General features: G+C 72.1%; 11 protein-coding genes. 10 read left to right on the top strand and 1 reads right to left on the bottom strand.

Translation table 11 applies throughout. The annotated features are described in order from the left end of the window. The first annotated feature begins 403 nt into the window (after positions 1–403). The 9 genes from ABTY62_RS26360 to ABTY62_RS26320 all read left to right on the top strand — a co-directional run bounded on the left by ABTY62_RS26360 (position 404) and on the right by ABTY62_RS26320 (position 11,267). Positions 404–2,065: a glycosyltransferase family 39 protein gene (locus ABTY62_RS26360; protein ID WP_352131895.1), complete on the top strand. Its 1,662-nt coding sequence runs from the start codon at positions 404–406 to the stop codon at positions 2,063–2,065. A 25-nt stretch (positions 2,066–2,090) separates the two neighbouring features. Further along, positions 2,091–3,806: a hypothetical protein gene (locus ABTY62_RS26355; protein ID WP_352131894.1), complete on the top strand. Its 1,716-nt coding sequence runs from the start codon at positions 2,091–2,093 to the stop codon at positions 3,804–3,806. Positions 3,807–3,900: 94 nt separating this feature from the next. Then, a complete protein-coding gene (locus tag ABTY62_RS26350) occupies positions 3,901–4,335 on the top strand; it encodes a hypothetical protein (protein ID WP_352131893.1) in 435 nt (144 codons plus the stop codon). Next, positions 4,335–6,392 carry a PAS domain S-box protein gene (locus tag ABTY62_RS26345; RefSeq protein ID WP_352131892.1) on the top strand — a complete coding sequence of 686 codons (2,058 nt, stop codon included), beginning with the start codon at positions 4,335–4,337 and terminating at the stop codon, positions 6,390–6,392. The genes ABTY62_RS26350 and ABTY62_RS26345 overlap by 1 nt, the downstream gene beginning before the upstream one ends. Further along, entirely contained in the window at positions 6,389–7,069 is a 681-nt protein-coding gene (locus tag ABTY62_RS26340; RefSeq protein ID WP_311727100.1) for a response regulator, read from the top strand. Before ABTY62_RS26345 ends, ABTY62_RS26340 begins: the two co-directional genes overlap by 4 nt. A gap of 81 nt (positions 7,070–7,150) precedes the next feature. Continuing rightward, positions 7,151–7,894 carry a phosphatase PAP2 family protein gene (locus ABTY62_RS26335; protein WP_352131891.1) on the top strand — a complete coding sequence of 248 codons (744 nt, stop codon included), beginning with the start codon at positions 7,151–7,153 and terminating at the stop codon, positions 7,892–7,894. 6 nt (positions 7,895–7,900) lie between these two features. Then, entirely contained in the window at positions 7,901–8,587 is a 687-nt protein-coding gene (locus ABTY62_RS26330) for a response regulator (RefSeq protein ID WP_311727098.1), read from the top strand. Next, positions 8,584–10,044, top strand: a complete 1,461-nt coding sequence (locus ABTY62_RS26325; protein WP_352131890.1) for a GAF domain-containing sensor histidine kinase — start codon at positions 8,584–8,586, stop codon at positions 10,042–10,044. The genes ABTY62_RS26330 and ABTY62_RS26325 overlap by 4 nt, the downstream gene beginning before the upstream one ends. Positions 10,045–10,178: 134 nt before the next feature. Continuing rightward, positions 10,179–11,267, top strand: a complete 1,089-nt coding sequence (locus tag ABTY62_RS26320) for a polyprenyl synthetase family protein (protein ID WP_352131889.1) — start codon at positions 10,179–10,181, stop codon at positions 11,265–11,267. A gap of 245 nt (positions 11,268–11,512) precedes the next feature. Here ABTY62_RS26320 and ABTY62_RS26315 read toward each other — a convergent pair whose 3' ends face one another. Continuing rightward, the gene (locus ABTY62_RS26315; RefSeq protein WP_352131888.1) at positions 11,513–12,136 is read right to left on the bottom strand and encodes a hypothetical protein; all 624 of its coding nucleotides are present in this window, start codon (positions 12,134–12,136) and stop codon (positions 11,513–11,515) included. A 225-nt stretch (positions 12,137–12,361) separates the two neighbouring features. On the opposite strand from ABTY62_RS26315, the gene ABTY62_RS26310 reads away from it, so the two are divergent. Continuing rightward, complete coding sequence (locus ABTY62_RS26310; protein WP_352131887.1) at positions 12,362–12,760, top strand: hypothetical protein; 399 nt, start codon at positions 12,362–12,364, stop codon at positions 12,758–12,760. Positions 12,761–12,798: the final 38 nt, after the last annotated feature.

Raw genomic sequence — 12,798 nt, 5'->3', positions numbered from 1 at the left:
GCCTGACCGACCTGAGCGTCCCGACCGGCCCCGGCGACCTGAGGGTCTCCAGCGGCCCGACCGGCCCGAGCGACCCGACCGACCCCGGCGGCCCGAGGGCCTCCAACGACCCGACCGGCCTGACCGACCTGAGCGTCCCGACCGGCCCCGGCGACCTGAGGGTCTCCAGCGGCCCGACCGGCCCGAGCGACCCGACCGACCCCGGCGGCCCGAAGGTCTCCAACGACCCGATCGACCCCGGCGGCCCGAGGGTCTCCAGCGGCCCGACCGGCCCGAGCGGCCCGAGCGGCCCGAGGGGCAGCGACCCCAGCGGCCCGAGGGGCAGCGCCCCCGGCGACCGCGACCCGACGGGCCCCAGCAGGGCCAGTCCCGGCGACCCCAGCGGCCCCAGGGCGGGGTCGCGGTGGAGGAGCGCCCGCCTCCGCCGCCCCGGCGGCGCCGCCCGCCGCCCCGGCTGTCCGTCGAGCGCGGCATCTTCCCCCGACTGGACCGCCGCGGTCGGCTGGCGCTGCTCCTCTCCGTGCTCACCGGGCTACTCACGCACGGCTACCACCTGTTCCGCTATCCGCTGTACCTCACCGACGAGGGCATCTATATGCAGCGGGCGTGGTCGCTGGTCCGGGAGACGAGGCTGTCCCCGTACACCTACGACTACGACCACGCCCCGGCGGGCTGGATCACGCTGGCCGGCTGGGCGTTCCCGTTGCCGAAGCAGTTCGAGGCATTCGGCAACGCGATCAACACCGGCCGATTCCTGATGCTGCTGGTGCATCTGGGCTCGGTGGTGCTGCTCTTCGAGGTCACCCGGAGGCTGTCCGGCACCGTGCTGGCCGCCACCATCGCCGCGTTCTTCTTCAACTTCTCGCCGATCTCGGTCTACTACCAGCGCCAGGTTCTGCTGGACAACCTGATGATGTTCTGGGTGCTGCTGGCCCTGTTCGCTCTGCTGCGCCGGGAGACCACGATCAGATCGGCGTTCGCCGGCGGGCTCGCCCTCGGGGCCGCGCTGATCACCAAGGAGAACGCGCTCTTCTTCGCCCCAACATTCCTCTATCTGCTGTATCGGAGGATCCGGCTCTCGCCCAGCCAGCGGTTCACCAAGACGCTGTGGCCGTTCGCCGCGGCGGCCCCGGTGGGCGCGTATGTCACATACGCCCTGCTCAAGAACGAGTTGCTGCCCAGCGGGCTCGACTTCGACCTGGCCAACCCGCCGGCGGACCACGTCTCGCTGCTCTACACCCTGTGGTGGCAGATCAACCGTAGTCAGGGCAGCCTGCTCAACCACCACGGTCTGCTGTACACCAGCTGGCTGCCCCGGGACTCGTTCCTGCTGCTGGCCGGGATGGCCACCACGGTCATCAGCGTGTGGTGGGGAATGCGGAAACAACGGCGGGATCTGGGGTTTTTCGTCGCCGGGACGCTGGGCTTCGGATATGCCTTCTATCTGCTGCGCGGCAGCGTGGTGCTGGACTTCTACATCACCCCGCTGATTCCGATGTTCGCCATGAATATCGGCATGGTCACGGACCGGCTGCTGAGGCGTCCGGTGCTCCGCAAGGTGCTCGGGCGGGCGAGCGCCAAGGTACGGATCGCGGTGCCCGCGGCGCTCGCCGTCATGCTGCTGGCCTCGCCCTCCACCGGATACATCCTGACCGTCAACACCGAGGGCCGCGTCGCGGTCGCGGACCAGTACCAGCACAAGCTGGCCCTGACCCATATGCAGCTGGCGCAGATCGCCTGGGTGCGCAAGCACGTCTCGCCCAAGGCACGGATCATCATGGACGACGACATGTGGGGTGAATTGCATGACGTGCAGCCGGTCTATCCGTACGCGCATTCCCACTGGAACGCGTCGTCCGACCCTGCCCTGCGGGACAAGCTCTTCCGCAAGAGATGGCAGAACGTCGACTACATCATCATGTCCAACAAGATGCGCAACGCAATTCACCGCAACAACGGCGACGGCCGGGAGAACTGGATCCTGGCGGCACTACGGAATTCGGAAAGGGTATGGGCGGACATCCGGGGTGGCATCAGGCTTGAAATCTATCGGGTGAACAAGTAGCCCGCCGGAAGAGGAGGTGAAGGCCATGCCCGAGTACGACGACTACGACGAGTACGAAGAGTACGACGACGAATTCGACACCCGTGAGGCGGCCGGGCAACGCGGGGACGACGGAGACGACAGAAACGACAGCGGGGGCGACGGAGGCGACGGGGGCGACGACTTCGGCGAATACGGCGACGACGAAAAGTACGACAAGTACGCCGACTACGACGACTACGACGGCTCCGGCGACGGCTCCGGCTCCGGCTCCGGCTCCGGCGACGATTACGCCGACTACGACGAGCCCCCGCCGAGACGCGCCACCAAGACCAGCAAGACCCTCAGGGTTTCCAAGGCCTCCGAGACCTCCGAGACCTCCGAGGCCTCTCCGGGGGAGCCGAGCGCCGGCGGGGGGAAGCGCAAGCGGCTCTCCTGGAAGACGGTCCTGCTGGGCATCGTGGCCATCGCGATCCTCGGATCGCTGGTCAAGATGGTCGCGGGCGGCGGCCTCGGGAACGCCCTCAACTCGTCCGGCGGCGGAAGCGCACAGAAGAAGAGCAAGACCCAGGAGCAGGAGATCCGCCCGACGACCAAGCCCAAGACGATCAAGCTGGGCAATCAGCGGGTCCCGCAGGCCTCCGGGCCGATCATCGTCATCAACCCGGGCCTGGTCGCGCCCGGTGGCAAGGCGTCCGTCGAAGGCGGCGGCTTCGCCCCCAAGAGCACGGTGGACCTGCTGCTGAAGACCAAGCGGTCGGGCGCCAAGGGCCGTCCCATCAGGACGGTCCGGACGGACAAGCACGGCTCGCTCTACGCGAACTTCACCATGCCCGAGTCGCTGGGCGGCCGGCCCGGCATGCTGGTCGCGCAGCAGCGCGGCGGCGGCCGGACGGCCCAGGCCGAGCTGATCTCCGGTGGCGCGATCGGCACCGCCAGGATCAACAAGATGGTCGGCCGGCCGGGCGACGTGGTCTCGATCAGCGCCCGCGGCTTCAAGCCGGGCGAGCAGATCAACGTCTTCTGGGGCCGGACCACCGGCACCCCCGTCGCCAGGCTGCGCACCGACACCTCGGGCGGGGTCGGCCGCGCGGACATCAGGGTCGGCGTCGCCCCTACGGGCCAGAGCACGCTGGTGCTGGTCGGCCAGCAGAGCAAGACCACGGCCACCGCACCGTTCCAGATGCTGAGCCTGTACCCGGCGATCAAGTCCTCTCCGTACGCGCTGAAGGCCGGGCAGCGGATCAGGCTGTCGGGGAACCGGTTCGCGCCGAACGAGCGGGTGCTGGTCTACATCAACGCCACCACCGGTCTCCCCGCCTTCACCACGCAGGCCAACTCCTTCGGCCAGATCCGCGACGTGGCGTTCGACGTGCCGTTCGGGCTGAAGGGCAGGCAGAGCCTGACCGCGATCGGCGACCAGAGCCGGGCCGTGGTCCGCTCGGGCTTCACCGTGCTGCCGTACTCCCCCAGCGCCGAGCCCAGCACCTTCGGCGGCAAGGCGGGCACCACGCTGAGCTTCTACTGCTCCGGGTTCGCGCCCAACGAGACGGTGACCGTCTACGCCGGGAGCGGCAGCGTCGCCGGACGGAAGATCGCGGTCTTCCAGGTGGACGGCCGGGGCAAGGCGGCGGCCGTGGGCTCGTACCGGATCACCTCGGCGGACGAGAACGGCGTGTCCTTCAAGCTCATCGGCTCCAAGAGCGGCGGGGTCGCCAAGGCCGGCATCAACAACACGAGCGGCCAGGGCCAGGGGCACTAGAGATGCGCACTCACGGCCGCCGGGGGGCGGCCGGGGACAGCCACAGACAAGCCCGGTGTTCCATAGTTGTACCATGCATGTCCTGGAGTGTCCTATGAGTGTTATTTTCGGCCCGAATTCTCGAAGAGTCCTACAATTCCTGACCCACATCGAGGACCTCTCCCCGGAGGAGATCGACCGCGTGGCCGATCTGTGGAAGCAGACCTCCAGCCAGACCCGCGCCGAGGGGTGGGCGGAGGTACACCGCACCACGTCCGACGAGGAGCAGTACCGGATCCTGGTCGCCGCCTCCGTGGCGCGCCGGGCCGCCCTGGACACGGCCCGCGCGCACGGCAGGCACGACTGGGCCTTCTGGGCGGCGGTGTGGGACGCCGCGGCGGCGGTCGCCGTATGCGACCGCATCGGGAGCCACTACCAGGTGCTGGTGGCTCCGCTGGCCGCTGTCATGCCATCGCTGGCGCACTGCCGGCGTGACGAACTCTCCACCCTGGAGCTCCAGGGTGCCGTCCTCAAGGGAGGTGGAGGTTGATGCGCGACGACCGGATCCGAGTCGTGGTGGCCGATGACGACCCCGTGGTCCGGGAAGCGCTCGCGGACCTGATCGACTCCCACCCGGACCTGGCCCTGGTGGGCCTGGCCGTCAACCATGAGCAGGCGATCCGCGCCGCGGTCGAGCACCGCCCCCGCGTGGTGGTCATGGACGTGCACATGCCCAAGGGCGACGCCCCGAGCAGCGTCCGCGCCATCCGTGAGCAGGTCCCCGGGGCCCGCGTGGTGGCCCTGTCGGCCCACGGCGACCGGGAGACCGTGCTCAACATGCTCGCGGTCGGGGCGACGGGCTACCTGGTCAAGGGCACCCCCGCCGAGGAGATCCTGGAAGCGATCACGCGGGCCGCCCGCGACCAGTTCTCCATGGCCGGGGAGCTCGTCGCCGACTGCGCCGAGCCGATGCGGCGGGCCGACCGCGCCTCCTGGCGGTTCGAGGAGCTGGTGGGCGGCAGGCTCGAGGAGTCGTACCTGGAGCTGCTCGGCCAGGCGCCGTGCGGGGTGCTGATCGTCGGCGCCCGCGGACGGATCGAGTCCGCCAACGCGCACGCCCGGCACATGTTCGGCTACAGCTCGGCCGAGCTGCGCGACAAGCACCTGCGCGACCTGGTCCCCGACCGCTACCGCACCGCCGCCGAGCAGCTGATCGGGCGGCTGTTCACCGCCCCCTCCGCGATGACCGGGCGGCGCCGGGACGGCACCGAGTTCCCCGCCCAGTTCAGCGGCGGCCATCTCCAGGGCAGGCGGGCTCGGTGCGTGGTCTTCACCGCGGACCTCAGCCAGCTGCGGGCGGCCGAGAGCCGGTTCCGCCAGCTCATCGAGTCCTCCCCGGACGCCATGGTGATCGTGGACTCCGCCGGGCGGATCCAGGCGGCCAACCGCCGCACCGAGGCCCTGTTCGGCTACGACCGCGACCACCTGATCGGCCGCGCGGTCGAGGCGCTGCTGCCCGACCAGCCGCTGACCATCTCGCTGCGCGACTGGGCCGACGCCTCCGAGGAACCCATGGGGCACAGCATGGAGCTGGTCGGCCGGCGCAGCGACTCCAGGCAGTTCCCGGCCGACGTCAGCATCAGCCCGCTGCGCACCGAGGACGGGCTGCTGACCGTGCTGACCATCAGGGACATCACCGAGGTGCAGCGCGCCCAGTTCGTCCTGGAGCGCAGCCTGGAGCTGCTGGAGGTCACCGACCGGGACCGCCAGGCGCTGCTCAGCCATCTCGTGCACGCCCAGGAGGCGGAGCGCGGGCGGATCGCCGCCGACATCCACGACGACACCATCCAGGTCATCACGGCGGCCAGCCTGCGGCTCCAGCAGCTGCGGCGGCGGCTGCGCGACCCCGATGAGCAGCGGATCATGGAGAAGCTGGACGAGACCCTCAAGCTGTCGCTGAGCCGGCTGCGCCAGCTGATCTTCGACCTGCGCCCGTCCAGCCTGGAGCACGGCTGCCTGGCCGCCGCGCTGCGCGGACTCCTGGAGCAGATACGCACCGAGACCGGCGTCGAGTACCGGCTGGAGGACCGGATCGCGGCCAAGCCGCCGCCCGAGACCATGGCCCTGATCTACCGCACCGCGCAGGAAGCGCTGATGAACGTGCGCAAGCACGCGCGGGCGAAGACGGTGCATGTGCAGCTGCTGGGGCTCGACGAGGGCTGCCTGGTGCGGATCGTGGACGACGGCCAGGGCTACAACCCGCTCGAGGTGGAGTCCCGCCCCGGCCATCTGGGCCTGTCGCTCATCCAGGAGCGGGCGCAGATCGCGGGCGGCTGGTGCCGTATCGAGAGCGCGCCGGGCGCGGGTACCACGGTCGAGTTCTGGGTGCCGCTGGGCGAGGCCCCGGGCCGCGGCCCGCTGCCCTTCGGCCCCGCGGACACCTCGGGCTACCCGGATTCCCTGGACTCGTCGGACTCCTTGGACTCGCCGGGCTCGCCGGGCTCGCCGGGCTCGCCGGGCTCCCTGGGTCCGCTGGACGCACCGGACTCGCCCGCCCCTCTGGACCGTCCGGAACTGGACCGTCCGGAAGGGGACACGCAGTCGTGACCGCGCCGGCCGATCTCACCAAGGTGCTGATCGTCGAGGACCACCGGGTGGTGGCCGAGGGTCTGTGGGCGCTGCTCGCGGAGTACTCGGACCTGACCGTGGTGGGGTGGGCCGACTCGGTCGCGGAGGTCGTCCCCATGGCCAAGGAGCTGGGCCCCGACGTGGCGCTCGTCGACTTCCGCCTGCCCGACGGCACGGGAGCCGACGCGGCGGCCGCGATCCGGGCCAACGACCCCTCCACCGCCATCGTGATCCTCAGCGCGGACGCCAGCGACTCCGCGCTGCTGGCCGCGGTGGAGGCCGGGGCCTGCGGCTATCTGCTCAAGTCGGCGAGCGGTGACGAGATCGCCGCGGCCATCCGCTCGGCGGCCGAGGGCGAGACCCTCATCCCGGCCAGCACCCTCGTCGAGGTGCTGGCCCGGCACCGGGAGAACGCGCGCTCCTCCGCGCAGCAGACCGAGCGGCTGGAGAGCCTGACCCCGCGCGAGCAGGAGATCCTGACCCTGATGAGCCAGGGCCTGGACAACCGGGCCGTCGCGGAGCGGCTGAGCATCAGCTACGCCACGGTGCGTACGCATGTGCGCAAGATCCTGGAGAAGCTGGAAGTGCGGTCCCAGCTGGAGGCGGTCGCCAAGGCGGCCGACTGGGGGTTCCGTCACGTGGAACCGGACGAGTGACGCCGACCGGTTGACCCCACCTTGGGGAACAAAACCCCCACTCGGGGGAATTCCGGGCGTACCGCCGCGAGTTTCCTCCCCATGCGCCGCAGCCTACGGATCCTTCTGCCGGCCGCCGCCGCGAGTTACGCGGCGGTCGCGGTGGGCGTGCTCACCACCTCGCCCCTGGTCCGCCTCGACTGGCACGTGGCGCTGTTCAAGCCGTACAAGCACTGGCCGTGGGCGCAAGGGCCGCTCGACGTGTTCATCGTCGCGGGCCAGCGCGGCCCCACCGCCGTCGCGGCGCTGGCCTGGCTGGGCTGGCGCTCCTGGCGCACCGGAAGCGTGCGCCCCGTGATCGTCTTCGCCCTCGCCCTCACGCTCCTCAACGCGAGCGTGGGCGCCGTCAAGCTCGGGGTGGGCCGTCTCGGTCCGCACTACGCGCACACGGTCGGCTCGGCCGAGCTGTTCCAGGGCGGGATGATCTTCCCGTCCGGCCACACCGCGAACGGGGTCGTCGTCTGGGGCACCCTGGCCTATCTCGCGGGGCGCCACCGCCGGGCGGCGCGCGCGGCGGCCGGGGCCATGGCCCTCGCCATCGGACTGGCCACGGTCTACCTGGGCACTCACTGGGTCAGCGACGTCCTGGGCGGCTGGGCGGCCGGCGCCCTGGTGCTGCTGGCCCTGCCGCTGTGCGAGCCGTTCGTCGCCGCGGTGGAGCGACGGCTCGAACGGAGCCGATGGCCCGGCCGGCTCGGGTGGAGCGGCTGGAGCGGCCCGCTCGGCGCGCGCTCTCCCCCGCCGCCCGCCCGTGCCCGTGTCCGCACTCGTCCCGTGAGCAGGTGAGCCAAAGTGGCACTTCGAGTTCTGATCGCCGATGACCACGCGGTCGTCCGGCAGGGCCTGCGGATGATCCTCAGTCTCGACGACGACATCAAGGTGGTCGGCGAGACGACGAACGGCCGGGAAGCCGTACGACTGGCCCGGGAGCTGTGCCCCGACGTGGTCCTGATGGATCTGCTGATGCCCGTCATGGACGGGATCTCGGCCACCGCCGAGATCCGTCAGGACCTCCCCGAGGTGGAGGTCGTGGCGCTGACCAGCGCCCTCGACGACGCCATGGTCATGGGGGCGGTCCGGGCGGGCGCGATCGGCTTTCTGCTGAAGAACGCCGAGGCCGACGAGTTGAGAAACGCGGTGAAGGGCGCCGCCGCCGGCCGGATCCAGGTCTCCCCCGACGCGACGTCCCGGCTGATGGGCCAGGTCAGGGCCCCGAGCGGGCCGGAGCAGCTGACCGAGCGGGAGGCCGAGGTCCTGACGATGCTCGCCCGCGGCAAGTCCAACAAGGAGATCGCGCGCGATCTGCGGATCGGACAGCAGACGGTGAAGACGTATGTGAGCCACATCCTGACCAAGCTCGGGGTGCACAGCCGCACCCAGGCCGCGGTGTACGCCGTCCAGTCGGGCCTGGTGCCGGCCGGGGAGCTCAACACCCCCGAGCCGCTGGAGGCCACGCGGGACCACTGGTGGTCGGCGTGATCGCTGTCAGGCGCCGGGCCAGGGCGCGGCGGCGCGCCCTGGCCGAGATCCAGCGGCGCGTCCTGGACGCGGAACCCGCCGAGGACCTGCTGCGGCTGGTCGTACGGCAGGCGCGGGAAGCCCTCGGCGCGGACGCGGCGCGGGTGCTGATGGCGGCGCCGGCCGAGGGCCCCGTCTCCGGCGAGGCCCTGGCCGTACCGGCCGCCGACGGCACCCTGCGTACCGCCGGGCTCACCGCCGTCCTGGACACTCCGCTGACCGTGCGCGGACGGACCGTGGGCGTCCTGGAGGTGGCCGGCAGCCGCCGACGCCGTTTCACCTCGGGCGACCGGCGCGCGCTGAGGCGGTTCGCCGCGCCCGCCGCCCTGGCGGCCGCCCAGCTCCGCGCCCGGGAGCAGCTGCGCCGGCTGGCCGACGCCGACACGTACACGGACGCCGATACGGGCGGGCTGCGGCCGGCCCTGGACCGGCTGGCCGCCGCGGCCGTGGCGCACACGGGCGCGGCGGAGTGCGCCGTCCGGCTGCTGGAGCCGGTGGAACCGGACAGCGCACCGGAAGCAGCCGAGGAGGCCCGGGAGGCGATCGCCTCCGCCGCGCCCGTGATCCGTACGCTCCGCGACGGCGGCACCGGAGCGGCCTGGCCGCTGCGCGGCCAGGGCCGGGTGGCCGGGGTGCTGCACTGCCGCTACCCGTCCGGCCGCCGGCCCGACGGCCTCGACCTGGCCCTCCTCGACGCGATCGCCGGGCACGCGGCCCGCGCGGTGGCGGACGAGCGGCGCCGGGCGGCCGCGCGGGACAGGGGCGCCCTGGACGAGCGGCGGCGGCTGTCCAGAGAGCTGCACGACTCCGTCTGCCAGGCCCTGTACGGCATCGCCCTGGGCGCGCGCACCGCCCGTGAGCTGCTGGACCGTGAGCTGCTGGACCGTGAGCTGCGCGGCGGCGAGGGACGGGGCACGGACGCGCTGCCGGAGCTGGCCGAGCCGATCGACTACGTCCGGCAGCTCGCCGACGCCGCGATCACCGAGACGCGGGTCGTGCTGGGCCGCCTCAGGCCCGAGACGCTGGAGGCCGGCGGCCTGGTCGCGGCGCTCGCGCACCACGTGGCGGCGCTGCGCGACCGGTACGGCATCGCCGCCGAGGCGACGCTCGGCCCGGAACCGGAGACCACGCCGGAGGCCAAGCACGCCCTCTACCGGATCGCCCAGGAGTCGCTGCACAACGTCGCCAAGCACTCGGGGGCGCGGCATGTGCGCCTCCACCTGCTCAGCGGCCCGGGCACGGTCACGCTGACGGTCGCGGACGACGGCGTGGGCTTTGACTCCCAGGGCTCCTTCCCCGGCCATCTGGGCCTGCTGTCCATGCGGGAGCGGGCCCGGGAGGTGGGCGGCACACTGAGTGTGGACAGCCGGCCGGGCCGGGGCAGCCGCGTCCGGGCTACCGTCCCGGCGGAGCCGTAGGCCCTCGGAAGCGGAGCCGTGGGCTCTCGAAAGTGGAGCCGTGGGCTCTCGAAACCCTGCCCCGTGTGAGACATTTCACCTACTACGTTCCCGATGCCGGAGATGCCGGCCTGCCACAGACAGGAGACCCGTCCGTGACCCTCCCCGGGCCCATGGGGCTGTCCATGCGGGACCGCGCGGTGGAAGCCGACGTCCGAGCCGGACTGGCGGCGGTCGAGGCGGGCCTGCTGGAGGCCACGAAGAGCGATGTGCCGTTCATCACCGAGGCCGCCCAGCACCTGGTGCGGGCGGGCGCCAAGCGACTGCGGCCGCTGCTGGTGCTGCTGGCCGCGCGGTTCGGCGACCCGGACGCGCCGGGCGTGGTGCCCTCGGCCGTCGTCGTCGAACTGACGCACCTGGCGACGCTCTACCACGACGATGTGCTGGACGACACCGACGCGCACCACCGCACCGATGATTCCGATACGAACTGGGACAACTCGGTAGCGGTGCTCACCGGCGACTTCCTCTTCGCGCGCGCCTCCCACCTGCTGGCCGACCTGGGCCCGGAGGCCGTACGGATCCAGTCCGACGCCTTCAGACAGCTGGTCACCGGCCAGATCCTGGAGACGGCCGGCCCCAGCGGCGACCGCGACCCCATCGAGCACTACCTGGAGGTCCTGGCGGGCCGGGCCGGTTCGCTGATCGCGGTCTCCGGGCGGCTGGGCGCGCTGGCGTCCGGCGCGGGGCGCGAGGTCGCGGGCGCGCTCGCGCACTACGGCGAGCGGCTGGGCGTCGCCTGCCGGCTCGCCGAGGACGTGCTGGACATCGCCGAGGGCCGCGGAACCGGGGGCCTGCCGCGCGGCCGCGCGGGCACCGCGCTGCGCGAGGGCTTCGCCACACTGCCCGTCCTGTATCTGCGGGCCCGGGCGAAGGCGACCGGCTCGCCCGAGGACCGGGAGCTGTGCGAACTGCTCGCCGCCGGGTTCCCGGACGAGCCCCGGTACGCGGAGGCACTGGGCCGGCTCCGCGCCCACCCCGCCCTGGAACAGGCCCGGGTGGCCGCCGCCCGCTACGCGGACGAGGCCCGCGCGGCCCTGGCGCCGCTGCCCGCGGGCGCGGCGCGGCGGGCGCTGGAGGACCTGTGCGAGGTGGTGACGCGCGGCCGCCCGGCCGTCTCACCCGCGGCCCCGGCCCCGCTGGTCACCGCGGAGCAGGGACTCCCCGAAGCGGCGCAGCCGTGAGACGGCGTCGGGGTCGGGGTCGGGGTCCACGCGGCGCGCCCCACGACAGCGGCAGTCCTCGGCCGTCACAGGAGGCCCGGGGCAGCTTGCCCCCCGGCGCCGGCGCCCGCCGCCGACCCGCGAGGACCGCCGGACGACCGCCGACAGCCGCCTGAATCGCTCCCTGGCAACCACAGCGAGGAAACCCGCCCGCCCGCGCCCCGTATTCCACCCGCGTTCCCCCGCGTTCCACATTCCGGCCCCGGTCAGCGCCTGCGCTGCCCCGCGTAGAACATCGACGCGCCGGTCACCACGAACAGCCCACCGGAGATCCCCAGGGTGAGGGCGGTCTGGCCGGACTGGTCGGGCCCGTCCGGCAGCCGTGGCTCCAGGACCCCCAGCGGGTCCTCGCGGAGGACGACGCGCTGGAGCCGCTTGATGTGGTCGAAGCAGTTCTGCTGCTGCGATATCTCGTGCACGGCCCGCTTCCCGCCGGTCTCCTTCACCGTGCAGTGCCGCTGCTCATCGCGGTCCTCGACCTTGATGACCACGGCGGGCACCTTCTCCCCGAAGGTCTTCATATAGAGCTCGTACAGCCCCGGCCCGGCGAACAGCGTCAGCGCGAACCCCGCGCAGGACACCAGCGCCGCCGCCCCCGCCCGGTGCCAGATGCCGCCCGCCACGGTCGCCGCGACGGCGAACGTCCCGAGCGCGAGCACGACTCCGGCGTAGATGCCGACCGACGGATACTGGGCCAGCCAGGCGGCGGCGGTGAACAGCAGCGGTACCGACACCGCCCACACCAGCGAGGTGACCAGCCGACGCGCCTTGGACGGCGGGGCACCCGCCGCCTTCTTCCCCGTGGCCACGACGGACTCGGGCGTTCTCATGCCTGCTCCCTGCCTCGCACACGCCTGACGGGCAGCAAGCATGCCGCAGCCGCCGGTTCGGCTAAGCCCGGGGCTCGGGCAGGGGCAAGCGGAGGCCCATTCAACCTACGCTGTCAGCTCATGGATTGGACTACGCCCATAAGCACACTGATCGGCGCGATAGTTGGGGTCGGATCAACGCTGCTGGGTGAGGCTGCTCGTGCAAAACGTGATCGAGGACACCAGTTGCACCAGCTCCGGCGGGAGCTGTACGCCCGCTACCTCGAAGCCCTCACCAACACGGACAGCGAGCTGCAACTGCTCGCCATCCGCCAACAGGCCCCCGTGGACGAAGCCGACGTCCGGGCCGCCTGGCGCAGTCACTCCCTGCTCTCCCTGAACTACGAGATCACCCTCGTCGCCCCGACGCCGGTGGCCGACGCCGCCGATACGGCATACCGCTCGCTACGAGCGATGCGGAACGTCATAGCCACGACCGAGGTCACCATCGGCAATCCCGGTACGCCGGAGAACAACGCCCCCGGAGCAGCCGAGTGGCAGCGCGTCCACCGCACATACATCGACGCGCTGGCCGCCCTGCGCTCGGCCATGCGCGCGAACATAGGGAACAGTCAAGGCACCTGATTTTGGTGCGCTGGACGCATAAACCTGTGCGCCCGGCG

The organism is Streptomyces sp. NPDC097640 (genome assembly GCF_040302705.1).
Taxonomy (GTDB): Bacteria; Actinomycetota; Actinomycetes; order Streptomycetales; family Streptomycetaceae; genus Streptomyces.
This window is presented reverse-complemented; position numbering and strand designations above follow the sequence as displayed.